25 protein-coding genes are annotated in these 21,866 nt (G+C 69.7%); 14 read left to right on the forward strand and 11 right to left on the reverse strand.

Going from position 1 to position 21,866, the window contains the following annotated elements; genetic code table 11:
* The first annotated feature begins 116 nt into the window (after positions 1–116).
* Both P0R32_RS06765 and P0R32_RS06770 read left to right on the forward strand, forming a co-directional pair.
* Positions 117–476: a DUF8530 family protein gene (locus P0R32_RS06765; RefSeq protein ID WP_276239192.1), complete on the forward strand. Its 360-nt coding sequence runs from the start codon at positions 117–119 to the stop codon at positions 474–476.
* Positions 476–2,044, forward strand: a complete 1,569-nt coding sequence (locus P0R32_RS06770; protein WP_276239193.1) for a methyl-accepting chemotaxis protein — start codon at positions 476–478, stop codon at positions 2,042–2,044. Before P0R32_RS06765 ends, P0R32_RS06770 begins: the two co-directional genes overlap by 1 nt.
* Positions 2,045–2,066: 22 nt before the next feature.
* On the opposite strand, the gene P0R32_RS06775 is transcribed toward P0R32_RS06770, so the two are convergent.
* Positions 2,067–3,482 carry an MFS transporter gene (locus P0R32_RS06775; protein WP_276239194.1) on the reverse strand — a complete coding sequence of 472 codons (1,416 nt, stop codon included), beginning with the start codon at positions 3,480–3,482 and terminating at the stop codon, positions 2,067–2,069.
* 214 nt (positions 3,483–3,696) lie between these two features.
* Here P0R32_RS06775 and P0R32_RS06780 point away from each other — a divergent pair, with 214 nt between their 5' ends.
* The 3 genes from P0R32_RS06780 (at position 3,697) to P0R32_RS06790 (ending at position 6,376) form a co-directional block, all read left to right on the forward strand.
* Positions 3,697–4,101 carry a ribbon-helix-helix domain-containing protein gene (locus P0R32_RS06780; protein WP_276239195.1) on the forward strand — a complete coding sequence of 135 codons (405 nt, stop codon included), beginning with the start codon at positions 3,697–3,699 and terminating at the stop codon, positions 4,099–4,101.
* 97 nt (positions 4,102–4,198) lie between these two features.
* Complete coding sequence (locus P0R32_RS06785) at positions 4,199–4,537, forward strand: UPF0058 family protein (RefSeq protein WP_276239196.1); 339 nt, start codon at positions 4,199–4,201, stop codon at positions 4,535–4,537.
* Between the two features lie 96 nt (positions 4,538–4,633).
* Positions 4,634–6,376: a MutS2 family protein gene (locus tag P0R32_RS06790; RefSeq protein ID WP_276239197.1), complete on the forward strand. Its 1,743-nt coding sequence runs from the start codon at positions 4,634–4,636 to the stop codon at positions 6,374–6,376.
* Between the two features lie 18 nt (positions 6,377–6,394).
* Here the strand turns inward: P0R32_RS06790 and P0R32_RS06795 are convergent, their stop codons facing one another.
* The 3 genes from P0R32_RS06795 to P0R32_RS06805 form a co-directional block, all read right to left on the reverse strand.
* Positions 6,395–7,183, reverse strand: a complete 789-nt coding sequence (locus P0R32_RS06795; RefSeq protein ID WP_276239198.1) for a bacteriorhodopsin — start codon at positions 7,181–7,183, stop codon at positions 6,395–6,397.
* The gene (locus P0R32_RS06800) at positions 7,180–8,739 is read right to left on the reverse strand and encodes a methyl-accepting chemotaxis protein (protein WP_276239199.1); all 1,560 of its coding nucleotides are present in this window, start codon (positions 8,737–8,739) and stop codon (positions 7,180–7,182) included. Before P0R32_RS06800 ends, P0R32_RS06795 begins: the two co-directional genes overlap by 4 nt.
* A gap of 130 nt (positions 8,740–8,869) precedes the next feature.
* A complete protein-coding gene (locus P0R32_RS06805; RefSeq protein WP_276239200.1) occupies positions 8,870–9,712 on the reverse strand; it encodes a DUF2797 domain-containing protein in 843 nt (280 codons plus the stop codon).
* A 196-nt stretch (positions 9,713–9,908) separates the two neighbouring features.
* On the opposite strand from P0R32_RS06805, the gene P0R32_RS06810 reads away from it, so the two are divergent.
* Both P0R32_RS06810 and P0R32_RS06815 read left to right on the forward strand, forming a co-directional pair.
* Positions 9,909–11,051 (forward strand): S8 family peptidase, encoded by a 1,143-nt coding sequence (locus P0R32_RS06810; protein WP_276239201.1) that lies wholly within the window; start codon positions 9,909–9,911, stop codon positions 11,049–11,051.
* 56 nt (positions 11,052–11,107) lie between these two features.
* A complete protein-coding gene (locus P0R32_RS06815) occupies positions 11,108–11,458 on the forward strand; it encodes a BsuPI-related putative proteinase inhibitor (protein ID WP_276239202.1) in 351 nt (116 codons plus the stop codon).
* Between the two features lie 253 nt (positions 11,459–11,711).
* Here the strand turns inward: P0R32_RS06815 and P0R32_RS06820 are convergent, their stop codons facing one another.
* Both P0R32_RS06820 and P0R32_RS06825 read right to left on the reverse strand, forming a co-directional pair.
* Positions 11,712–12,647 carry an NAD-dependent epimerase/dehydratase family protein gene (locus P0R32_RS06820; RefSeq protein ID WP_276239203.1) on the reverse strand — a complete coding sequence of 312 codons (936 nt, stop codon included), beginning with the start codon at positions 12,645–12,647 and terminating at the stop codon, positions 11,712–11,714.
* A 90-nt stretch (positions 12,648–12,737) separates the two neighbouring features.
* Positions 12,738–13,754 carry an SDR family NAD(P)-dependent oxidoreductase gene (locus P0R32_RS06825; RefSeq protein ID WP_276239204.1) on the reverse strand — a complete coding sequence of 339 codons (1,017 nt, stop codon included), beginning with the start codon at positions 13,752–13,754 and terminating at the stop codon, positions 12,738–12,740.
* A 224-nt stretch (positions 13,755–13,978) separates the two neighbouring features.
* Between P0R32_RS06825 and P0R32_RS06830 the strand changes: the two genes are divergently transcribed.
* Together P0R32_RS06830 and P0R32_RS06835 are read left to right on the forward strand one after the other, a co-directional pair.
* Positions 13,979–14,566, forward strand: a complete 588-nt coding sequence (locus P0R32_RS06830) for a tRNA (cytidine(56)-2'-O)-methyltransferase (RefSeq protein ID WP_276239205.1) — start codon at positions 13,979–13,981, stop codon at positions 14,564–14,566.
* Between the two features lie 6 nt (positions 14,567–14,572).
* A complete protein-coding gene (locus P0R32_RS06835) occupies positions 14,573–14,824 on the forward strand; it encodes a hypothetical protein (protein WP_276239206.1) in 252 nt (83 codons plus the stop codon).
* 87 nt (positions 14,825–14,911) lie between these two features.
* Here the strand turns inward: P0R32_RS06835 and P0R32_RS06840 are convergent, their stop codons facing one another.
* From P0R32_RS06840 to P0R32_RS06850, 3 genes are all read right to left on the reverse strand, one after another.
* Entirely contained in the window at positions 14,912–15,238 is a 327-nt protein-coding gene (locus P0R32_RS06840; RefSeq protein ID WP_276239207.1) for a transcription factor S, read from the reverse strand.
* Between the two features lie 82 nt (positions 15,239–15,320).
* Positions 15,321–15,575 (reverse strand): DUF5789 family protein, encoded by a 255-nt coding sequence (locus P0R32_RS06845; RefSeq protein WP_276239208.1) that lies wholly within the window; start codon positions 15,573–15,575, stop codon positions 15,321–15,323.
* Between the two features lie 345 nt (positions 15,576–15,920).
* Positions 15,921–16,697, reverse strand: coding sequence for an enoyl-CoA hydratase/isomerase family protein (locus tag P0R32_RS06850; protein ID WP_276239209.1), 777 nt, complete (start codon positions 16,695–16,697; stop codon positions 15,921–15,923).
* Between the two features lie 153 nt (positions 16,698–16,850).
* Here P0R32_RS06850 and P0R32_RS06855 point away from each other — a divergent pair, with 153 nt between their 5' ends.
* Together P0R32_RS06855 and P0R32_RS06860 are read left to right on the forward strand one after the other, a co-directional pair.
* Positions 16,851–17,786: a dimethylarginine dimethylaminohydrolase family protein gene (locus tag P0R32_RS06855; protein WP_276239210.1), complete on the forward strand. Its 936-nt coding sequence runs from the start codon at positions 16,851–16,853 to the stop codon at positions 17,784–17,786.
* 58 nt (positions 17,787–17,844) lie between these two features.
* A complete protein-coding gene (locus P0R32_RS06860; protein WP_276239211.1) occupies positions 17,845–18,360 on the forward strand; it encodes a DUF5797 family protein in 516 nt (171 codons plus the stop codon).
* A gap of 4 nt (positions 18,361–18,364) precedes the next feature.
* Here P0R32_RS06860 and P0R32_RS06865 read toward each other — a convergent pair whose 3' ends face one another.
* Positions 18,365–19,348: a DUF5787 family protein gene (locus P0R32_RS06865; protein ID WP_276239212.1), complete on the reverse strand. Its 984-nt coding sequence runs from the start codon at positions 19,346–19,348 to the stop codon at positions 18,365–18,367.
* Between the two features lie 121 nt (positions 19,349–19,469).
* Complete coding sequence (locus P0R32_RS06870) at positions 19,470–19,931, reverse strand: bis(5'-nucleosyl)-tetraphosphatase (protein WP_276239213.1); 462 nt, start codon at positions 19,929–19,931, stop codon at positions 19,470–19,472.
* Positions 19,932–20,364: 433 nt separating this feature from the next.
* On the opposite strand from P0R32_RS06870, the gene P0R32_RS06875 reads away from it, so the two are divergent.
* The 3 genes from P0R32_RS06875 (at position 20,365) to trxA (ending at position 21,861) form a co-directional block, all read left to right on the forward strand.
* Positions 20,365–20,697 (forward strand): uS10/mL48 family ribosomal protein, encoded by a 333-nt coding sequence (locus P0R32_RS06875; protein WP_276239214.1) that lies wholly within the window; start codon positions 20,365–20,367, stop codon positions 20,695–20,697.
* Positions 20,698–20,725: 28 nt separating this feature from the next.
* On the forward strand, positions 20,726–21,391 hold the full coding sequence (locus tag P0R32_RS06880; RefSeq protein WP_276239215.1) for a 2,5-diamino-6-(ribosylamino)-4(3H)-pyrimidinone 5'-phosphate reductase: 666 nt from the start codon (positions 20,726–20,728) through the stop codon (positions 21,389–21,391).
* 134 nt (positions 21,392–21,525) lie between these two features.
* Positions 21,526–21,861, forward strand: a complete 336-nt coding sequence (gene trxA / locus P0R32_RS06885) for a thioredoxin (RefSeq protein ID WP_276239216.1) — start codon at positions 21,526–21,528, stop codon at positions 21,859–21,861.
* Positions 21,862–21,866 lie beyond the last annotated feature (5 nt).

Consider the following 21,866-nt stretch of genomic DNA (forward strand, 5'->3'; position numbering starts at 1 on the left):
CCACCGGCGTGACTACGTCGGAGGTGCCGATACCGGCTCCTCAGGGCCTGAAGTGTCAGAATCTCCGGTGAGAACCACGCCGTTTCCGTTATATCCTCGGTCGCGACCGTGCGGGTATGGCATTCGAACTGGGGGCGCTCGACGCCAAGGAATTGGTGTTGGTCGCCGTCGCACTCGTCGGGCTGATTCCGGTGGTCACACAACGGACAGAGGGGTCACGACTGTTCACACTCGGCTACGCGCTGTTGGTGTTCGGTGCAGTGGCCACGAACGCCGAACACCTGTTCCTCGGCGAGGTGTTGGGCCTCCTCGAACACGCGGTCGGCATCGGCGCCGCCGGCCTGTTGTTCCTCGTCGCCGCCTACCGGCGTCGCCAGCGGATCGTGACGGGCAACGAACTGGGCGGTGGTGACGGCGACGACGAGTCGCCCAGCCGAGCAGACGCCGCCGTGACCGACGGTGGGGAGGTGGCCTGATGGTCGAACTCGCCACGCTGTTCGACCTCGTTGGCTTCCTCGGCTTCGTCGGCGCCGCCGGCTACGCCGTCCTCAACTACCGCGACGCCGAGGTGGAGTCCGGCTTCTGGGCGAACTACCTCCTCGCGTGTGTGCTGGGTGCCGGCTGGACCGGTGTCGTGTTGGCCGAGCACGCCGGCGTGCAGTGGTCGGTGCTCGACACGCTGAGCGTGTCCCTGCTCACCGCGACCGTGGCGGCGTTCGCCGTCGGCACCTCCGGCACCCTGTCGGTCGTGAACGACTCGAAGGCCGCCCGCGCGGACGCAGAGCGGGAGGCGTCGGCGGCACGCGAGGCGCGCCAGTCCGCCGAGACCGCTCGCGAGGAGTCCGAGGCGGCGCGCGTCGAGATGCGCGAACTGCACGACGCGCTGACGGCGCGCGCGGAGGCGTTCGGCTCGTCGATGCGCCGCGCGGCCGACGGCGACCTCACGGTCCGACTCGACCCCGGCGACCGCGACGACGCACTCGCGCTCGTGGCGGAGTCGTTCAACGAGATGATCGACGACCTCGAAGCACTCGTCGCCGATGCCGGCGAGACCGCCACCCACGTCGCGACCACCGCCCAAGAGGTCGCCGCGGGCGCCGACCAGATCCGTACGGTCAGCGAGGGCGTCAGCGCGGACGTCGAGACGGTGTCGGCGTCGACCGCCGAGCAGGGGGACCGCCTCCGCGAGGCCGCCGGCGAGATGAACCAACTGTCCGCCACCGTCGAGGAGGTTGCCTCCTCGGCGGACGAGGTGGCGACCGTCTCCCGGGCGGCTGCCGAGCGCGGCGAGGCCGGCAGCGAGTTCGCAGAGGACGCCCTCGACGAGATGGACGCCGTCGAGGAGCGTGCCACCCAGGCCGTCGACCAGGTCGAACGGCTGGAGAGCGAGGTCAGCGAGGTCGGCGCCATCGTCGAGACGATTTCGGGAATCGCCGACGAGACGAATCTGCTCGCGCTCAACGCCTCCATCGAGGCGGCCCGTGCGGGTGAGGAGGGCGACGGCTTCGCGGTCGTCGCCAGCGAGGTGAAGGCGCTCGCCGAGGAGGCGTCCGTCGCCGCCGCGGACATCGAGCGCCTCGTCGACGACATCCGCGCCGCCACGGACGGCGCCGCCGAGAACATGCGTGCCACCGGCGAGCAGGTGCGCGAGGGGCGCGAGACCATCGACGACGCGCTCGGCGCGCTGGAGGACGTCAGCGAGCGGATCGAGTCCGCCGACAGCGGCGTCCAGGAGATCAACCGCGCCACGGACTCGCAGGCGACCTCCACCGAGGAGGTGGTCTCGATGGTCGAAGACGCCGCCATCGCCGGCGAGGAGAGCGCCGACACCGTCGATGGCGTCGCCGCCGCCGCCGAGGAGGCGGCGGCCTCGACGGCCCAGATCTCCGACCGCGCCGAGGGGCTGTCGGGGCTCGCAGATCGGCTCACGGGTCGCCTCGAACAGTTCGAGACCGAGTCCGCAGACGGCCCCGACCCGACCGCCGACCCGTTCGACACACCGGCGGTCGCCGACGGCGGCGAGCGCCACGCTGGCGACGACTGAGGAGACGGTCGACCACACTCGGTCACTCCGACGCCGACCCCGCGGCGTCGTCGTCTCCGATCTCACCGACCGCCTCACGCGTCGCGTCCCCCCGGGCGCCGTTTTCTCGCGGAGTCACAGTGCGCTCCAGCGCGAGCAGTGCGAGGACGACGAGGCCGCAGACGGCGACGAGTGCCGGCCACAGCAGTTCGGACAGACCGTAGTCGAAGAGCACTCCCCTGGCGAACGACCCCAGCCCGATGCCGAGTCGTTTTGCAACCTCCAGCACGGACAGTTGCGTCCCTCGTTCGGCGGCCGTCCCGAGGTCCGACATGAGCGCCGACGCCAGCGGCGAGTGGAGAATCTCGCCGACCGTCCGCAACAGGAGGTGGCCGCCGACGAGCGCGACGCCGACGAGCACCGCCGGCGCGGCGAGTCCCGTTCCCGGCGCCACGGAGGCGAGGTCGGCGCCCCACGCCGCCAGCATCGACACCGCCCAGAAGCCCGCCGAGGCGACCAGGCCGCGGGTGCGACGCCAGCCTCCGACGGCGTCGACGAGCGGGAGTTGGAGGAGGACGATGGTGAGCGGGTTCACGACGTACAGCGTGCCCAGTTGCGCCGCCGTCAGGCCGAGTCCCTCCTTCGCGACGACGGGGACGGTCGTCTGCATCTGCGCGTACATGACGGCGAAGCCGACGTTGACTGCCGCCAGCGCCACTACCCGCGGGCGGGTCGCCGCGCGCCACCACGCCGCGAGGGCGCCGGTCGGGGCGCGGTCGTCGCCTCCGTCGTGGTCGGTTCCATCGTCGCCACCCGCGTCGTCGCGGTCCACCCGCGGGACGAACAGCAAGAGCACGAGCGCGACGACCGCGGAGGTGGCGCCGTCGGCGAGGAACACCGCGACGGAGGCGACCGCGTACAGGAGGCCGCCGACGACGAACCCGGCGCCGAAGCCGACGTTGTTCGCGACCTTCAACAGGGCGTAGCCGCGGTCCCGCTCGGCGGCGTCGGTCAGGTCGGCAGTCATCGCGTGGCTGGCGGGCGTGTACAGACCGGAGACGAATCCCGAGACGACGCAGACGCCGACGAACGCCACGCCGAGGGCAGAGACGCCCGTCGCGGCGACGACCCCGGCTGGCACCGCCGTCGCGAACGCCGGGACGAACGCGAATGCCGCGAGTGCGACCGCGGTGAGTGCCATCGAGGCGACCATCACGGGTTTGCGACCGACGGCGTCCGCGAGGAAGCCGCCGACTGCGGTGCCGGCGGCGGAGGTGACGCTCTTGGCGCCGAGGCCGAGGCCGACGATAGCCAGCGCGATGCCGACCTGGAGGTGGAAGTGGACGGTCGCGAACGGGTAGACGAGGCCGGCGCCGAAGACGTTGACCAGTTGCCCCGCCGCGACGACGTACACCGCGCGGTCGAACCCCCGGACGGCATCGAGCGACGGGCGACGCACGCGCCGCGATTCGGCCACGGGACAGGTGAACGACACGGTTCGCTGTCGGCACCCCCGACCGACCGCGCACCCCTTTGAATGTCGTCTTTGCGTATCAAATGGGAAAATCAGGTGCCTCGGGGCTCCTATCGACTGATCGCGGAGACGAGTCTGTCAGGCTACCAAAAGACTCTATATGCATCGTACTAACGGGCTGACGAAGGAGGAACTCGGAATGGCCAAGGACACCGTTCGATACCCAGACAAAGTGGTCGACGAGATTGACTCACTCGTCGACGACGGCGTCTTCGAGAGCAAGTCCGAGTTCTACCGATTCTCGGCGGAGTACGTGCTCGCACTCGTCAGCGACGACTGGGAGCCAGAGACGTTCAACTACGGCGAGATCCGCGATGAGTTGGACCTGAAAGAGGAGCCGGTGTTGTTGGGGGCCGACGGCGGTCGCGACTTCCTCAACGCCGTGATCACGGTGCGCCAACTCGGCCTCCGCAACGACTTCGCCGAGGCCGAGCAGTTCATCGACGAGAACTACGCGACGACGGACCGCTCGGGGATGATCCTCGAGGAGCTGTTGCGCGTGTACCGCGACCGCGCCGACGGCGGCTCCTCCTCCAGCGCCTGATCCGTACCAGACGGAATCGATTACTCCCCGTCTTCGGTCGAATTCGGCCTCTGAGCGGCGTCTTTAGCCGTCTTCAGCACTTACGACGTGTACTACGATGCGGAAGCACGAACTCGTCCACCTCCACGCGCTCGTCCGAACGGTCGCCGACCACCTGATCGACCGCGACGCGCTCGACGCCGACGCGCTCGCCGACTACGAGACGCGCGGCGTCACCCCCATGTCGCTACAGGCGTCTCGCGACGACCACAAACGAGCCCTGCTGACGCTCGCCGCCGCGGTCGCCGACGACCTCGCCACAGAAGTCACAGCCGACTTCACCACCGACGCCGTCAGCGCCACAGTCGCTGACGCGACACCGCTCGCCGAGGCCACGAATCGCGAGCAAGCGCCCGACGACGACCACGCGGCCCGACCCGACGGTCCCGCCCGTTGACCAGCTAGCTCGCACCTCCGTTGTCGTGAGTGACCCCTGGGCGACGCCCGGACGGGGACCGGTACCGTCTACACCCCCGCGTCCACACAGCCGCGTATGCGATTGGAGCAGTACTGGGGCGTCGGCCCGAAGACGGCCGACACGCTCCGCGAGTCGCTCGGCGAGGAGGCGGCCATCGCGGCCATCGAGTCCGCCGACGTGCGCGCGCTCGTCGACGCGGGCGTCTCACGCGGGCGCGCGACCCGCGTGCTCCGCCGGGCCAACGGGAAAGCGGGGATGGACCTGTTCGGGACACGCGACGCCCGCGAGGTGTACGACGACCTCCTCGACATCGCCGCCGGCTACGCCGTCACCGATCACGCCGCCGACCGTGTGCGCGTGCTCACGCCGCTGACGAGCGCCGAGCGGCGCCGCGAGCGCCTCGACGACGTGCTGGAGGCGCGCGACGCGTGGGCCGCACTCGACGACGATGAGCGCGAGGCCGTGTTGGCGGCGTTCGCCGAGTACGACGAGGCCGGCGGCACCGACCGCGCGGCGGTCGAGTGTGCGCTGGCGCTCCGGGAGGCCGGGCTCCGCGGCGGCACGTTCGCCGCGCTCGACGACGTCGACGAGACGGCGCTCCGAGAGGCGGCGGCGGCGCTCGCGGTCCTCACCGACGACGGGGTCGCGGCGGGCGCCGACGACCGACTGGACGCCCTCCGCGAGCGGGCCGACCGCGCCCGTGACCTCGCGGACTCGGCGTTCGACGTGGTGGAGACCGTCCGCGAGCGTGGCGCCCGCGACGCCGACGCGTTTCAGTCGGCGGTCGTCGAGTACGTCGCCGGGGAGACAGGCCTCGACCGCGGCCGCGTGCGCTCGGCGGCGCCCGACGGCGCCGTCGACTCGGCGGACTTCGTCGGGTCGATGCTACGGACACTGGCGGACGAACTGGAGACGGAGGCCGCCGAGCGCGCCGAGACGGTCCGCAAGGAGTTGGAGGCGGACGTGGCCGCCGGTGGCGCCGACGTGGACGCGGTCGCGTCGGCGGTCGGCGACATCGCGTTCCTGCTGTCGCTGGCGCGGTTCGCCGTCGCCCACGACCTCGTTCGCCCCACGCTCGACGGCGACGGGGTCGCCGTGGCGAACGCGCGCAATCTCTTCCTCTCGGGCGACGTCCAGCCAGTCACCTACGGCGTCGGTGACCACGCGCTCGACATCCCCGCCCCGGCGGACGACCGCGTCGCGGTGCTGACGGGCGCCAACTCTGGTGGGAAGACGACGCTGCTGGAGACGGTGTGTCAGGTCGTGACCCTCGCGTCGATGGGCCTGCCCGTCCCGGCCGACGCCGCCGAGGTCGGTCGATTCGACACGGTCGTGTTCCACCGCCGCCACGCGTCGTTCAACGCGGGCGTGCTGGAGTCGACGCTGAAGTCGGTCGTCCCACCACTCGTCGGCGAGGGGCGGACACTGATGCTCGTCGACGAGTTCGAGGCCATCACCGAACCCGGCCGCGCGGCCGACCTGCTCAACGGCCTCGTCGAACTCACCGTCGACCGCGGCGCCGTCGGCGTGTACGTCACCCACCTCGCGGAGGACCTCTCGCCGCTGCCCGACGCCGCACGCGTCGACGGCATCTTCGCCGAAGGGCTCACCGCCGACCTCGACCTGCTGGTGGACTACCAGCCACGCTTCGGCGTCGTCGGGAAGTCCACGCCGGAGTTCATCGTCTCTCGGTTGGTCGCCAACGCCTCCGACCGCGCGGTCAGACAGGGGTTCGAGGAACTCGCCGCCGCCGTCGGCGAGGAGGCCGTCCAGCGGACGCTGTCGGACGCCGAGTGGACGACTGCGGACGGAGGGTAAGGAAAGGGCTGGGGGCGGTTAGTCTGCTGTCGTGACGGGGTGGTCTGTCGCCGGGGCGGCGTCCTGACCGCCGATGGCATCGCCCGCACCCGGACCGTCGACAGGCTCGGCCGTCAGCGTGCGCTCGAACACGCCCCGGTGTTCGTACACGACCCACGTGAACGGGACCTTCGCTGCCACGTCGAGGAACGTGATCAGCATCACGGTTCCGAGCGTCGACACCAGCCCGAAGCCGGCGCCGCCAGCGAGCCAGACGACGGGGTACACCAGCCAGATGACGCTGCTTTGGTTGCGAAGCCGGAGGAACAGGCGCTCGCGCTCGGGCGTCATCTCGCCAGCGCTGCGCGGGTACACCCGGAACAGGACGACCATCGTGGCCGCGAACGCGACACAGGCGCCGGCGAACGCGGCCCACTTCACGGTCCCCTGCGTCGTCGTCGCGACCCAGCCGCCGGCGATGAACAGGCCGTCGAAGGTCGCCGCCAGCAGCATCCACTTGCGCTCCACGTCGACCACGTGGCCGACGTACCACACCATCACGGCGGTCGTGACGAACCAGTCCAGATACCGCGCCGCCTCCGCCTCGACGCCGCCGACGGAGAGGCGACCGACGCCCACCGCCATCGCGGCGTACGCGAGCGCGGCGAACACGGGGACGATCAGCAGGTATCGGAACTTCCCAGCCTCGGGGTCGAGCGTGTCGTCGCGGAGCAGCCACGCCACGACGGCCACGCCGACGAGCATGCCCACGGTCCCGCTGGCGAACACGAACGTCTCAATCGTGGCCGCATCCAGCCCGCCGATCATCGGCGATCACCTCCACTGGCGGTCCCGCCGTCGCCCATCGCGGCGGGCGTCGACCCCCTGGACTCGGCGACGACCGTGTCGGCGTCCCCGGTGTCCCCGCGCTTCACGCGCGACTCGCGGAGGTCGAACTCCGCGAGCACGTCGAGCAGGTCGTCCGAGCGGACCCGGAACGTCTCCGACTCCTCGACGACGGCGTCGACGGTCGTCGACTGTTCGGTCGCGGCGGCGTTGGCCTCGGCGGCGCGGTCGGCCGTCCGGTCGCTGTTCTCCGCGAGGTCTTCGATCGTCTCGGAGACACCGGCGGCCGCGGACGCCTGTTCGTCTGTCGCGTCGCTGATCTCGCGGACCCCCTGGTCGAGGTCCTCGACGGCCACGGCGATGTCGTCGAGTCGGTCCACCGCCTCGGCCACCGTCGTCGACCCGTCGCTCACCTGCTCGCTGGTCGCCCGGATCGCCTCGACGGCCCGCTCGGTTTCCGTGCGCACCTCGTCGATCATGCCGGCGATGGCGTCCGCGCGGTCGCCGGTGTCCTCGGCGAGTCCCTTCACCTCCTCGGCGACGACGGCGAAGCCGTCGCCAGCGTCGCCCGCATCGCCGCCGGCGCGGGCGGCCTCGATGCTCGCGTTCAGCGCGAGCATGTTCGTCTGCTCGGCGATGTCGCGAATGAGTTCGGCCGCCTCGGTGATGTCGGCGGTCGCCTCGTCGAGCGTCTCGATGCGGTCGACAGCCTCGGTCATCGTCTCGTCGACGTCGCCCATCGTCTCGATGGCGTCGCCCGCGGCGGCGCGCGCCTCCGCGGACGCGTCGGCGGCCTCGTCGGTTCGCTCGACGAGCGACTCCGTGGTCGCGGCGACTTCCTCGGCGGTCGCCGAGAGGTCAGCCGTCTCCTTGGCGCCCGTTCGGGCGGTCGCGCGCTGTTCGTCGGTCGCGGCGTCGATGCCGTCGGTCGCCGCGAGGACGTCGTCGGTTCGGTCGTCGATCTGTTCGGCGGCCGAGCGGACGTCGCCGGCACCGTCGGCCACGTCGCGTGCGAAACTGTCCACACGTGCGAGTGCGACCTCCAGTTCGCCGACGGCGTCGTTGAACGCCACGCCGACAGTCTCCATCGCGTCGTGCTCCCGGTCGACGTCGATCCGCCGCCGCAGGTCGCCGTCCGCGACGGCGCGCATCGTCTCGGCGTACTCGGTCGCCGTCCGCTGGTAGTCGTCCGCGAGCGACTGAGCGCGCGCTTCGGCGGCTTCGGCCTCCGTCCGCGCCTGGTCTGCCTCCTCGATCCGGGAGGCGAGCGACCGGCGCATCCGGTCGACGGAACTGTACACCCGCCCGAGTTCGTCGATTCGAGAGGTCCGGACCTCCACGTCGAGGTCTCCCCCGGCGATCGCCTCGGTCTGTTCTTCCAGTGTGCGCATGGACACGACGGTGTTCGTCCCGAGATACGCTCCCAACACGACCTGCCCCGCGGTCGCCATCAGTATCGTTCCGACGACGTTCCGCGTCACCAGCCCGTAGCCGACAGTCGCGCCCGTCGTGAGCGCGAAGCCGACCAAGAGCTTCACCGCGAAGCTGCGTCGAAGTAGTCGAAACATCCTGGTTGGGGATTCCCCGTACTGACGTATCAAGTGACCCCACGAGATATCGGATCTGAGACTGTGGCGGCGCGGTCGCGAGCCCCGTCGGGTGTCACGGCTACCCGAACGCGCCGAGACTCGACTGGAGGTCGCGCTCGCTGGCCCCCTCCTCGAGTTCGTAGCCGACGAGGTCGCGCATGTCGACGGCGTACGTCGTGCCGGCGTTCTCCAGCACGAGCACCCGCCCCTTCGTCCCGACGACGGTCCCCGTCGCGAGCGTCTCAGCCACCGGTCGTTCCGTGAGGTCGAGGCCGTAGTCGAACGCGAACGACTCCGCGTAGTCGACGCCGGCGAGCAGACGGTCCCACGCGTCGTCGTCGACGGCGGTCCCGAGTCCCGCGACCTTCGTCGGCACGCGAACCCGATCCACGAGTCCGTCCGCGTCCGGTGGCGCGACCGCGGGCGAGGCGTCGGGCCGCACCCGTTCCAGTCCGTGGGCGGCGATCGACGACTCGATCTCGCGAGCGATCCGCCCGTCGTCGACGGTCTGGAGGTGGATCGCTCGGTCGGCGCCCTGCTCGCGCAGTCGCGTGTCCAGGCGCCACTCGCGCGTCACGCCGACTTTGAACACGTCGGGGGCGAACGCCGCGACGTAGATGGCGTGGTCGTCGAAGCAGTCCATCTCGTCTTTCAGGCACGTCCCGGTACACCGCGCACACACCCACGTCGACCGGTGGTCGTCGCAGTACGGCGCCGTCGCGTTACCGCAGGCGACGTGACCGTCGTCGTGGACCGTCCCCGCACAGCGCCGATCGCCGAGGCGCCACGACAGGTCGGTTCCCGGGTCGAGGGCGACCCGGTCGACCTCGCCGGTCGGCGACCCCGGCGGCGCCGACGGGTCGGGGTCGCCGTCGCTGACGAACAGCGCGCCAGACGGCGTGTCGTAGCCCACGACCTGCACGTCCCGCGATAGTGCCCGGTCGGGTATATCCGTGTCCCATCCGGCGGCGGTCGCCGAGACGACCGGTCGGGGGACGTTGGAAACGCCGACTGTCGATTTATATTAGCCAACAAACAAATTTAGATGAATAACTATATAGTAATTTAATCCCGTTTTCGATAGAATTATAGTCGGTTGTCACTCTGTCACATTCGTCATGGTATATCGTGACGGGAAGACGCGGCGTGACGTACTGAAAGCGACCGGGGCGGCGGTCGCGACGACCGGACTCGCGGGCATGGCGTCGGCCTCGCCCGGCACCGTCGAGGTGAACGTCGGCTACAGCGCCGACAGCGGCAAGCGCGCGGCGAAGGCGGAGGCCAGCGAGGTCGTCCGCGAGTTCAACTTCGACGCGATGACGATCCGCGTCAACGAGAACGCGATCCAGGGCCTCAGCAAGCGCCCCGACGTGCGCTACGTCGAGGAGAACGGGCAGATGCACGCGCTCGCTCAGCAGACGCCGTGGGGCATCGACCGGACGGACTCCGAGGTCGCCCACGCGAACGGGTCGACTGGCGCGGGCGCAGACGTCGCCATCCTCGACACGGGTATCGACTCCGACCACCCCGACCTGCAGGCCAACCTCGGCTCGGGGCGGGCGTTCGTGAAGTCGCGCGGCAAGTACCAGTACGACTGGGACGACGACAACGACCACGGCACCCACTGTGCCGGCACCGCGAACGCGGACGACAACTCCCAGGGCGTCGTCGGCGTCTCCACCGAGGCGACACTGCACGCGGTGAAGGTGCTCGACAAGCGCGGGTCGGGGAGTTTCTCCGACATCGCCGCCGGCGTCCAGTACGTCGCCGACCAGGGGTGGGACGTGGGCTCGATGAGCCTCGGCGCCTCCTCCGGGTCGGCGGCGCTGAAGGACGCCTGTTCGTACGCCGTCGACCGCGGCGTGTTCCTCGTCGCCGCGGCGGGGAACTCCGGCCCCTGTACGGACTGCGTCGGGTACCCGGCCGCCTACCCCGAGTGCATGGCCGTCTCCTCGTCCGCCAGCGACGACTCGCTGTCGAGCTTCTCCTCGACCGGCCCGGAGGTCGAAATCATCGCGCCTGGCACGGACGTGTACTCGACGGTCCCCGGTGGCTCGTACGCTACCTTCTCGGGCACGTCGATGGCGACGCCCCACGTCGCTGGTGCCGCGGGCCAGCTGATGGCCGACGGCTACACCGCCAGCGAGGCGCGCTCGCGCCTCAAGAGTACGGCAGAGGATCTGGGCCTCGCGTCGAACGAGCAGGGCGCCGGCCTCCTCGACACGGCCGCCGCACTGGGCTACACGTCGAGCGACAACTGACTACACCCGCGACAGCGGACCCGTACGTTCTTTTCGCCACCCCGTGATGTGCAGGTATGGCCGACGCGCTGACGGCGACGCTGACGGTCGCACCGACCGACGTGGGACTCGAACTGACGCTGACGGTCGAGAACGCGGGCAGTGCGGCGGTCGACCTCTCGTTCTCGGACGGCCAGCGCGCCGAGTTCGTCGCGGTCGACGCCGACGGCGCGGAGGTGTGGCGCTGGAGCGAGGGGCGTGCGTTCGCGATGATGCTCGGGAGCGAGACGCTCGCACCCGGCGAGTCGGTGGCCTACGACGGCACGTGGGCGTCGACGCCGGCGGGCGAGTACGAGGTCACGGGGTCGCTCGCGGCGACCGACGCGGACGCGTCGGCGTCGATGTCGGTCGTCGTGCCGGACGAGTGAACGAGCGTCGGAAGAACCGAGAGAACTCCGCGGTTGGACCGCTCAGTCGTCGCTGGCGGGGCGGCCCAGCGGGACGGCACGGTCGGTGATCTGGTGCATAGCGGTCGCGACTTCGGCGTAGGTTGCTTGGCGGTACGTGTTCATACTAACGTGTACGCGAGCCAAGTAGAAATAGTTTTTCACGACCGAGTAAATAATTCGTGCTGGGTGTTGACAGTCTGTGTGACACCCTCGACGGGGTGTTCGCGCGTCGTCAGCGAAGTTCAGCGAGTAAATCCCGCGTCGCCGCACGGACGGCGTCGTCGCTGGAGGCGGGCGGCTCCCACCCGAGCGCAGAGAGCTTCTCGACGGAGAGGCGCATCTTCGGTACGTCCCCCGTCCAGCCGCGGTCGCCGCCGGTGTAGCTGTAGTCGGGGTCCAGCCCCATCTCGTCGGCGACGATGTCGGCGATGCGGTTCACGGATGTCGTCGTGCGCGACCCGAGGTTGTACGTGTTGAGGTCGCGCTCGCCGTGTTCGACGACGTGGCACATCGCGTCGACGCAGTCGGTAACGTGGAGGTACGACTTCTCCTGGCGGCCGTCGCCGAGGATCTCCAGTTCCTCGGGGTCGGCCTGCAGTTTCTGGATGAAGTCGGGGACCACGTTGCCGCGCTGGTACGGGCCGACGATGTTGGCGAAGCGGTACACCCAGGCCGTGAAGCCGTAGCTCTTGGCGTACGTAGAGATGAGCGCCTCGTCGGCCAGTTTCGAGGAGCCGTAGATGCTGATCGGTTCGAGGGGGGCGTAGTCCTCGGGGGTTGGCCGGGGGGCTTCACCGTACACGGTCGACGAGGAGGTGAACGCGAGGTTCGTGACGCCGGCGTCCTCCATCGCCTCCAAGACGTTGTACGTCATCTCAGTGTTCTCCTCGAACAGCCGACGGTCGTCGTCGAAGTTCGTGTCAGTGTACGCCGCCAGGTGGAACACGACGTCGAGGTCGTCGGTCACGGTCTCTCGCGTCGCCGCCTCGTCGGTGAGGTCGGCTTCGATCACGTCGACGCCGTCCGGGATGCGCTCGCGCTCGCCCTTCGAGAAGTCGTCGGCGACGCGCACGTCGGCGTCGTACTCGTCGTGCAGGTGCCCCGCGAGGTGCGAGCCGATGAGGCCGCCCCCGCCCGTCACGAGGGCGGTTGCGTCGGTCAGGTCCATGTCCGTGGGGGCGTGAGAGCGCGGAAAGTGTCTTCCGGTCCGGCGTGCGCGCCGTCGGGCGGACTGCCGGTCGCCGGCGTTCGCCCCTCGTCACTCGGCTGTCGGCGAGGCGTCAGTTGTGTCGGATTCGTCAGTGTCGACCTCGTCGGTGTCTACGTCGTCGCCGTCGGCGGTCGCTTCGGCGCTGGGTCGCTCCTCCGCGAGCGGTTCGTCGATGCCCAGCAGGTCGGCACTGGCCTCCCACAGCCGCCGCATCGCACGCGGGTCCTGCGCCTCTGTCGAGGGCTTCTTCTCGCGCAGGTCTGCGAAGTAGCGCCCGGAGGTGTCGGCCACCTCCTCGGAGACGGCCAGGTAGACGGCGGTCGCGGCACCGTCCGCGGGCGTCGTCACGAACGGGAGCCGACCGAGTCCGCTGGCGGCGCTCGACAGCGGGCCGGGCAGGTGCCGGAAGAACCCCGACCCGGGGATCGCACCGGGGTGGAAGCTGTTCGAGGTGACGCTGCGATCGCGCTCCCACAGCCGACGAGCAAGCTCGGCGGCGAACTGGACGTTCGCCAGCTTCGACCGTTGGTACGCCCGCCACGAGGAGAAGTCGTCGAGCGTCGTCACCGCGTCGAGGTCGATCTGATCGCCGCGGTGAGCATCGGAGGCAGTCGTCACCACCCGCGCGTCGTCTGCGAGGTCGTCGAGCAACTCGGCGGTGAGCTGATACGGGCCGAGGTGGTTCACGTGGAACGTGTACTCGACGCCGAGGTCGGTGAGTTGCGCCTCGCGGAAGTAGCCGCCGGCGTTGTTGACCAGGATGTCGAGCCCCTCGTCGCCGGCCGCCTTCCGTGTCCGGTCGGCCAGCCGGGACACCTCGTCGGGCTTCGCGAAGTCGGCGCGGACGAACTCGGCGGTCCCCTCGTTCACCGCGTCCTCGATGGCGTCGACCACCTCGCGCCCCTGCTCGTCGTCGCGTCCGTGGACGATCACGTGTGCGCCGAGGCGGCCGAGTGCCCGTGCGGTCTCGCGACCGATACCGCTGGTCGAGCCGGTGACGAGGGCTGTGCTGCCGACGATCCGGTCGTCGCCGACGCCGGCGACGTCCTCGGGGAACTTCGTCATGGCTGGTGAGAGGTGTCGGACGACTAAAGACTCGTTGGCGGGTGAGGGGTACGAGCGGGTGTCGCTCGCTCGGTCTTGACTGCTGATCTGGTCTCAACGGGCGGCGCGGCACAGGACCGCGCCGCCGGTGGTCGCGGTCTCCCTCGCTCGTTCCCTCCGGTCGCTCGCTCGGTCGACCGCGCACGAAGCGAACCGCCCTTACGCCGCCGCGACGACGTGGACGTATGACCGACGACGTCGTCGTCCTCCGGTACGGCCACCGCCCCGGACGGGACGACCGGATGACGACCCACGTGGGACTGACCGCGCGGGCGCTCGGCGCCGACCGCGTGGTGCTCCCGGACAACGCCGGGCAGTCCGCCGAGACGATCCGCGACATCACCGACCGCTTCGGCGGCCCCTTCGCCGTCGAACTCCGTGACGACCAGCGCGCGTACACCCGCAACTGGGAGGGGACGGTGGTCCACCTCACGATGTACGGCGAGCGCGTGCAGGACGTCGAGACCGACATCCGCGCCGACTCCGTCGACGTGGACGCGCCCCTCCTCGTCGTCGTCGGTGGCGAGAAGGTCCCATTCGACTTCTACGAGGAGGCCGACTACAACGTCGGCGTCACCAACCAACCCCACTCGGAGGTCGCCGGCCTCGCGGTGTTCCTCGACCGCCTGTTCGAGGGGGCGGAACTGGAACGCGAGTGGGAGGACGCCGACCGCGTCGTGCTCCCCCAGGCGACCGGGAAGAAGGTCGTCGACCCCGCAGAGGCGGCCGCCGAAGCCGGCGAGCGCGGCGAGGACGACGACGGCGGCGACTGACTATCGATGGTCGGATCGCGGACGCGCACGGCGCTGGTCGGACTGGCCGTGTCGCTCGCGGTCAGCGTCGCCGCGTGGTACTACTTCGACACGCTGCTCGTGTTCCTGTTTCTCCCGTTCGTCCCGGTGCTGTTCCGCGGGCTGACGGGCGGCGAGGACCGACAGCCGGCGAAAACGTGTCCCACCTGTGGGTTCGAGACGCGAGCGCGGGACGTGAACTACTGTCCGCGCGACGGCGCACAACTCGTCGTGGAGTGAGCGGTCGTCGGAACGGAAACGGCTACCTGCAAGTCGCTGACGGCTACCGGTGCGCGAAAACGAAGCCCGCCGAGCGCGCGGTCCCGATCAGTGGTCGTCTTCGCGCCACTTCTTCCCGCACTCTGTGCAGGTGAAGAAGCGCGTCTCGGACTCGTCGGCCGAGCGGATCTGTTTCATCTCGTAGCGCACCGTCTGCACCTCGTCGCACTCGGGGCACTTCTGTTCGACCGTCGGGCCGACTTCGGCGGCGTCGACGTCGGACATGTCGACGACGGTCGTCCCCTCCTGTCCCTGCGTCGTCGTCATCTCCTGTTCGGTCGCGGAGTCGCGCAGTTCCTCGTGGCCGCACGAACCGCACACCCACTTCTCGTCGTCCGCTTTCATCATCGAGCCGCACTCGTCGCAGAAGTTCATATCGGCCTCGTCGGCCGTCCTCGTACTTAACGTCAGGGTTCTGTCCCCGGGACCGCCCACTGGCTACCTCCTCGTCGTCGGTTCAGGCGTCGCCTTCGGACTGCCCTGGCTCGCCGAGCGCCTCGATCGGGAGGACGTTGTTGAGGTCCGCGTACAGGTCCTCGGCGCTGCGGAACTGCTCGCTGGAACACTCCGCGACGTACTCCCCGAGGTTCCCCTCCCCGTCGGCAAACAGCACCGTCACGTCGTCGAACTCCTCGGCGGCCGTCTCGCGGCTCACCGGGTACTCCAGCTCCTCGAACAGCGAGTCGATGCGCGAGAACTTGACTGAGGACATGTGTACGCGAAGAGGTACGCGCGCCGAGCGTATCATCTTATTGTCCAGAACGAGGCCGTCGACAGTCCGGACGTCTGCGGCGCACGAGGTCACCTGGCCACGGGTGCCGCTTCCGCGAGCATCGAGGGGCCCGCGGTGTCTCCCTCGGTCACGGTCGCGACGTACTCGTCGACAAGTGTCGTCGTCTCGGTCGCTCCGACGGCGTTCGTCTTCTGGGCGGCGCGGCCCGAGGACCGCGCCGCCGCGTCCCGAGGGCTCGCTACGCTCGCCCTCGCCCTGCTCGCGGGTCGTTCCTCCCCGCTCGCGTTCCGTCGTCTCGCTCCCGTCGGTCGCTCCGACGACGCCTTACTCGAACTCGGGGTCCCGCTTGTCCACGAACGCGTCCATCCCCTCGCGCTGGTCGTGGGTCCCGAACAGCCCCGAGAACACGCGCTGCTCGTACTCCAGCCCGGCGCCGAGTCCCGTCTCGTGCGACTGGTTGATCGCCTCCTTGGCTGCGGCGACGGCGAACTTCGGCTGGGCCGCCAGATCCGCGGTCAAGTCGTCGACCCGCGCGTCGAGTTGGTCGTGAGCGACGACCTCGCCGACCATCCCGTACTCGTGGGCATCGGTCGCGTCGATGCGCTCGCCGAACAGGATTAGCCGCCGCGCCACCTCGTCGTTGACGAGTCGGGGGAGCCGCTGGGTGCCGCCCCACCCCGGGACGATGCCCAGATCGATCTCCGTCTGGCCGAAGATGGCGTTCTCGGCGGCGACACGCAGGTCACACGCCAACGCGAGTTCACAGCCGCCACCGAAGGCGTAGCCGTTCACCGCAGCGATGGTCGGCGCCGGGAACGTCTCCAGCGACCGGGCGATGTCGTGGCCCAACTCGGCGTACGCCTGTGCCTCGGCCGTCCCCAGGTCCTTCATGTAGGAGATGTCGGCGCCCGCGATGAACGCCTTCTCCCCCGCACCCGTCAACACGAGCGCGCGAACGTCGGCCGCCTCGGCCTCCGCGATGGCCTCCTGCAGCGCCTCCAGCGTCTCGACGTTCAGCGCGTTCAGCTTGTCCGGGCGGTCGACGGTGATCGTCGCGACCTCGTCGGCGACCTCGTACCGGATCGTGTCCCAGTCGGTCATACTCGGGCGGTCGCTCCCCGCCGGCAAAGTCGTACGGGTCGCCCGTACACCGAGCGCCAGCGTGAAGATCGTGAGTGATAGGTGGCCTGTAACCGACTGTTCGTACAATTCTATCGCGACTTACTATGGCTGACTGATGCGGACTGTCGGTGAATGTCGACGATCGAACGAACCGTCTACCACGACCGAACCCCGCTGCCGCTGGAGCGAACCGCCCTCCCCGCACGCCCCGACCACGACACCGTCCTGCTGGTCGCGCCGACGTACTTCGACGTTCGCTACCGGATCAACCCCTACATGGGCGGCCGCGTGAACGGCGCACGTGCCCGTAGCGAGTGGGACCGCGTCCGTCAGACGTACGAGCGCTACGCCGAACGGGTCGTCGTCATGGACCCCGACCGCTACGGCACGCCCGACCCGAGCGAGTCCGGGCGCGGGCACGTGGCGCCCGCGTCGCTCCCGGACCTGGTGTTCGCCGCCAACCTCGGCGTCCCGACTGCCGACGGCGACGGGGTCGTCCTCGCGCGGATGGCGACCGCCGAACGCGCCGGCGAACCCGCGCACTTCGCCCGCTGGTGTCGCGCGGTCGGCTACGACGTGTTCGACCTCCCCGGTGACGCCGCCTTCGAGGGCACCGGCGACGCGATTTGGCACCCGGGCCGTCGCCTCCTGTGGGGCGGCTACGGCGTCCGCACCGAGCGCGCGGCGTACGACGGCCTCGCCGACCTCGTCGACGCGCCGGTCGTCACACTGGAGTTGACGGACGAGCACTTCTACCACCTCGACGTCTGCTTCGCGCCGTTGACCGAGGAGACCGCGCTCGTCGTCCCCGAGGCGTTCACCGACGAGGGGCGCGCCCGCATCGACGCCTTGTTCGAGACGGTGGTCGAGGTGCCGCTCGACGAGGCGACGGGCGGACTCGCGTGTAACTGTCACTGCGTCGACGGCGAGCACGTCCTGCTGTCCTCGGGTAACCCCGAGACGGAGCGTCGATTGCGGGACGCAGGATTCACGCCGGTGCCGGTCGACACCACCGAGTTCCAGAAGGCGGGCGGGTCGGTGTGCTGTCTGTCGCTGCTGCTCGGGTGAGCGACGGCGACTTCTCGAACCGGGAGGCCCAAATACTCCCCACCGGAACTCCCCGCTGATGAGCGACCTCACCGACGAGGAGTTGGAGCGCCTCGGTGACGTGGTGCGACTCCAGCCGACGAAGAACAGCGAACTCGGCGACCGGTGGGGCATGGACAGCGGGAGCGACGTGCACAGCTACCTCGAAGGCCACCTGAAGGACTACTACTACCGCGACGACAACAGCCTCATCCGAGCGACGCCGGAGGCCGCGGAACTCACCGGCGTCGAACCCGGCGTCGTCGACGACGAGAACGACCCGAACGCGGTGCCCGAGCGGATCACCGTCCCCGAACTCCACTGGCAGGTGTTCGCGGTCGTCCCCGACCACGACGAGCGCTCGGAGTCGGTCGTCTCGGTGTTGAACAAGGTCCGCGAGGAGTTCGGTGTCGACCCCGAGGCGGGCGACGTGCGCCGCGCCCTCCAGAGTCTCCGCCGCAAGAACGTCGTCGAGGTCGTCTACCGGACGGTGCCGACGTTCAAACTCGCCGTCCCTCGCGAGGACGTCGAGGTCGTCTCCGAGGCCGACGCGTAACGCGCTACTCGCTGTCCACGCGGTCACGCTCCCGCTCGCGACGCCGTTCGAGCAACTCCCGGACCCCCTTCCCCGGCCCGCCCGCTATCGGCCAGCCGTTCGTCCGCCACTGCGGTGGCTCCGGCGAGAACTCCGCGCACCCACCCTTGCACTCCGCGGCCGTCGGAACGCGTCCTTTCGCCGCGCAGTGCGGAACCAGCGCGCGGCCCTCCCGGCGCACCTCGAAGTGGCGGCAGTCCGGCCGCATCGTCTCTCTGAGCGAGCGCCACCCCTTCCCGTAGGCGCGTTCGGCGAGGAGGAGTCTGGTTCGGGCGTCGCCGTCGGCGCGGAGACTCGTCGGGTGCCACACGACCTCGCCGGCGTCGGCGTCGACGCCGTCGGCGAAGTCGAACTCCAGCACGCCCACCTCGACGGGCATGTCCTCCAACAGCGCGGGCGAGACGCGTTCGCCGGTCGTCCCGGTAGCGACCCACACCTCGTCGGCCAGGCCCGACTCGACGTCGTGGCGGAGTTGGTCCGCGAGCGCACGCGCCGCGCTGGCGTCGAGGTCCGGCTTGTTCTCGATGGCGATGACCCGCTCGACCCAGTCGGGGTACTCGCGGACGCGACGGAACTCGATCCGACCGTTGGGGCCGCTCCGCTTCTCGATCAGGTCGAGGGCGGCGGCGCGGTGAATCGCCTCGCGGATGTAGCGCCACGGGAACCCCGGATCGTCGAGTGCGTCGCGGTACCACGCCCACTCGGCGGGCGCGCCGCGGACGACGCGCAGGAGGTCCGAGTCGAGCGTCCGCTCGCCGAACGCGCGGCGAGTCGCGAACACCTCGGGCGCGACTTCGAGGACGACCGTGTCCCACCGCCGCTCGCGCGTGCCGAGTTGGCGGGCGACGACGACCGGCCGGTCGCCGTCGGCGGGATGCCACGCTAACTCCGCCCAACGGCACACGAGCAACTCGAAGGCGAACTCGCTGTCGCCGGCGCCCGGAAACACGTGCCTCCGTGGGGTCACGGCTGACTAACCGCTTTCGGTGCGCGGAGGCTGTCGGGTGGGGGAGCGCCGACGCTGGTGGGTCGGGGTCCGCGAAAATCGCCGCGTCGGGGTCGCCCGAGCGTCAGTTCTCGGTGCCCAACAGGTACCCCTCGGCGTCGGTCGCCTGGAGTTCGTCGAGGTACTCGTGGGCCTCGCGCAGGATGTCGCGGGGACCGTCCTGCGTGATGGTGTTGAGCGCCTGCTCGTAGTCGCGCCACTGCAGGTCGCGGTGTTCGGTCGACAGTTCCGCGGAGGCTTCGAACGAGTGGGCGATGAACAGGTGCACCGTCTTGTGGATGGTGTTGCCGCCCGCCTCGAACACGTAGTCGTACTCCTCGCGGAAGCCGTCGATGAGACGGAAGTCTTCGACCCCCGCCTCCTCAGTCACTTCTCTGATCGCCGTCTGCTGGAGTTCCTCTTCCCCTTCGACCCCGCCCTTGGGAAACTCCCAGTCCCCGGGTCGGCTCTTCAGGAGCAAGTACTCCCTGCGGCCGCGGGTGTCGCGGAAGAGGATGGCTCCAGCGCTAGTCGCTTCGACCGGCATTGGCGACAGGTAAGCTACCCCGGTTCAAGAGTATGTCGGAGCGGAAACCGGCAGGCGACGACGCTCACCCGCCGAGCCGGCCCGAGCGCCCGCGAACGCCGATGGTTCGGATCGACCTCGCGCGACCCTCCCCCGCAGGAACCTCATTCACCCCCGCAGGAACCGCATCCACCCCCGAAGGAACCGCACCCACCTCCGAACGCACACCTCGAATCGCCATCCCATCCCCACCCATCCCAACGGATTCTACCCCCACCCACACCGAATCACCCCCAGTCGCACGGAGTCGACGCCGGCCGATCCACAGACGGCGCCGCCGAACGGCGCCGGCGCCTCCGATCACCGAGCCGCCATGAGAGCGCTCCACGTGGCGAGGAACGGGTAGATGCGTTTTTCACGCTCTGGTGAATCAGATGGGGTAGACCCCCAGCTCATGACCTTCGTAACCAAACTCCGCTTTCAGAGCGGCGACCGAGCCGCCCTCGACGACACGGTGAACAGCCTGCGGTCGATGCTCGAACGCAAGGGCGCCGAGTGCAAGGGCCCGCACACCGAACCAGCCGAACGCGTCCGCGTCCCGCTGTACGAGGGACTCTCCTCGGGCGACGAACTCGGCGACTGGACGTTCGAGGTGTTCGCGCGCCGCCTCGAAATCCACGGCAACGACCACATCGCCCGCGAGGTCGGCCACATGGACTTCCCCGACTCCGTCCACGTCGAGATCGAACTCGAACAGAAGAAGCCGCTCGGCTACCGGCAGAACTGAGTCGCCAGCGCCACCAGTCCCCGCCCACGTGTACGTCCACGTCAACGCCGCCGTCTCCGTCGACGGGAAGCTCTCCTCGCGCCGCCGCGAACAGGTCCGCATCAGCGGCGACGACGACTTCGACCGTGTCGACCGCATCCGCGCGGCCGCCGACGCCGTGCTCATCGGCGTCGGCACCGTGCTCGCGGACGACCCGCACCTCACGCTCGACGAGGAGGACCGCCGCGTCCAGCGCCTCCGCAACGGCCGCCCGGGGAACCCCGCCCGCGTCGTCGCCGACTCGCGTGCGCGCACGCCGACGGACGCCCGGATCCTCGACGACGAGGCGACCACGTACCTCCTCGTGAGCGACCGCGCCGACCCACAGCGGCTCGACGCACTCCGCGAAGCCGGCGCCGAGGTCGTCGAGGCGAGCGGCGACGACGGTCGCGTCGACTTCGACGCGGCCTTCGAGACGCTGGAGGCGGAGGGCGTCGAGCGCACCATGGTCGAGGGGGGCGGTGAGGTCATCTTCTCGCTGTTCGACGCCGGCCTCGTCGACGAACTCACCGTCTACGTCGGCTCGCTCGTCGTCGGTGGGCGCGAGGCGCCGACGCTCGCCGACGGCGAGGGGTTCGTCGAGGGGTTCCCGTCGCTGGACTTGACCGGTGTCGAGCGCGTCGACGACGGCGTCCTCCTCTCGTACGAAGCCTGACGCCCGAGTCGCCTGACCACCACCGAAACGACACCGTCGCTGTGAGTCGTCGCCGCTGGCGGTCGCTGATTCGGTCGTGCGCGGAACCAACAATTCTGTGCAACGGTTATCATCGCCACCTCCCAATGAGGGGTATGAGCAGTCAAACTGGCGCCGGAGAGCCCATCCACGTCGAGAGCACCGAACAGTTCAGCGACCTGACGAGCGACGGCATCGTCCTCGTCGACTACTACGCCGACTGGTGTGGGCCGTGTAAGATGCTGGAGCCGACGGTGGAGGCGCTCGCCGCCGAATACGACGACCTCACCGTCCTGAAGGTGGACGTCGACGCGTTCCAGGGCCTCGCCCAGAAAGCCGGCGTCCGCGGCATCCCCGCGCTGCAGTTCTACGCCGACGGCGAGCAGGCCGAGCGACTCGTGGGCGTCCAGGAGAAGCAGAACCTGGAGCGCGTCATCGAGTCGCTCCGGTAACGACC

Source organism: Halobaculum marinum (assembly GCF_029338555.1).
In the GTDB taxonomy this organism is placed as follows: Archaea; Halobacteriota; Halobacteria; order Halobacteriales; family Haloferacaceae; genus Halobaculum; species Halobaculum marinum.

What these genes read in the sequence shown, in the direction of transcription:
- P0R32_RS06785 (WP_276239196.1), top strand. Translation starts at nt 4,199, where the DNA reads ATGCGGAAGCACGAACTCGTCCACCTCCACGCGCTCGTCCGAACGGTC.
- P0R32_RS06875 (WP_276239214.1), top strand. Translation starts at nt 20,365, where the DNA reads ATGACCTTCGTAACCAAACTCCGCTTTCAGAGCGGCGACCGAGCCGCC.
- P0R32_RS06830 (WP_276239205.1), top strand. Translation starts at nt 13,979, where the DNA reads ATGACCGACGACGTCGTCGTCCTCCGGTACGGCCACCGCCCCGGACGG.
- P0R32_RS06850 (WP_276239209.1), bottom strand. Translation starts at nt 16,697, where the DNA reads ATGACCGACTGGGACACGATCCGGTACGAGGTCGCCGACGAGGTCGCG.
- P0R32_RS06810 (WP_276239201.1), top strand. Translation starts at nt 9,909, where the DNA reads ATGGTATATCGTGACGGGAAGACGCGGCGTGACGTACTGAAAGCGACC.
- P0R32_RS06855 (WP_276239210.1), top strand. Translation starts at nt 16,851, where the DNA reads ATGTCGACGATCGAACGAACCGTCTACCACGACCGAACCCCGCTGCCG.
- P0R32_RS06770 (WP_276239193.1), top strand. Translation starts at nt 476, where the DNA reads ATGGTCGAACTCGCCACGCTGTTCGACCTCGTTGGCTTCCTCGGCTTC.
- P0R32_RS06840 (WP_276239207.1), bottom strand. Translation starts at nt 15,238, where the DNA reads ATGAACTTCTGCGACGAGTGCGGCTCGATGATGAAAGCGGACGACGAG.
- P0R32_RS06835 (WP_276239206.1), top strand. Translation starts at nt 14,573, where the DNA reads ATGGTCGGATCGCGGACGCGCACGGCGCTGGTCGGACTGGCCGTGTCG.
- trxA (WP_276239216.1), top strand. Translation starts at nt 21,526, where the DNA reads ATGAGCAGTCAAACTGGCGCCGGAGAGCCCATCCACGTCGAGAGCACC.
- P0R32_RS06860 (WP_276239211.1), top strand. Translation starts at nt 17,845, where the DNA reads ATGAGCGACCTCACCGACGAGGAGTTGGAGCGCCTCGGTGACGTGGTG.
- P0R32_RS06825 (WP_276239204.1), bottom strand. Translation starts at nt 13,754, where the DNA reads ATGACGAAGTTCCCCGAGGACGTCGCCGGCGTCGGCGACGACCGGATC.
- P0R32_RS06795 (WP_276239198.1), bottom strand. Translation starts at nt 7,183, where the DNA reads ATGATCGGCGGGCTGGATGCGGCCACGATTGAGACGTTCGTGTTCGCC.
- P0R32_RS06845 (WP_276239208.1), bottom strand. Translation starts at nt 15,575, where the DNA reads ATGTCCTCAGTCAAGTTCTCGCGCATCGACTCGCTGTTCGAGGAGCTG.
- P0R32_RS06815 (WP_276239202.1), top strand. Translation starts at nt 11,108, where the DNA reads ATGGCCGACGCGCTGACGGCGACGCTGACGGTCGCACCGACCGACGTG.
- P0R32_RS06790 (WP_276239197.1), top strand. Translation starts at nt 4,634, where the DNA reads ATGCGATTGGAGCAGTACTGGGGCGTCGGCCCGAAGACGGCCGACACG.
- P0R32_RS06870 (WP_276239213.1), bottom strand. Translation starts at nt 19,931, where the DNA reads ATGCCGGTCGAAGCGACTAGCGCTGGAGCCATCCTCTTCCGCGACACC.
- P0R32_RS06780 (WP_276239195.1), top strand. Translation starts at nt 3,697, where the DNA reads ATGGCCAAGGACACCGTTCGATACCCAGACAAAGTGGTCGACGAGATT.
- P0R32_RS06820 (WP_276239203.1), bottom strand. Translation starts at nt 12,647, where the DNA reads ATGGACCTGACCGACGCAACCGCCCTCGTGACGGGCGGGGGCGGCCTC.
- P0R32_RS06765 (WP_276239192.1), top strand. Translation starts at nt 117, where the DNA reads ATGGCATTCGAACTGGGGGCGCTCGACGCCAAGGAATTGGTGTTGGTC.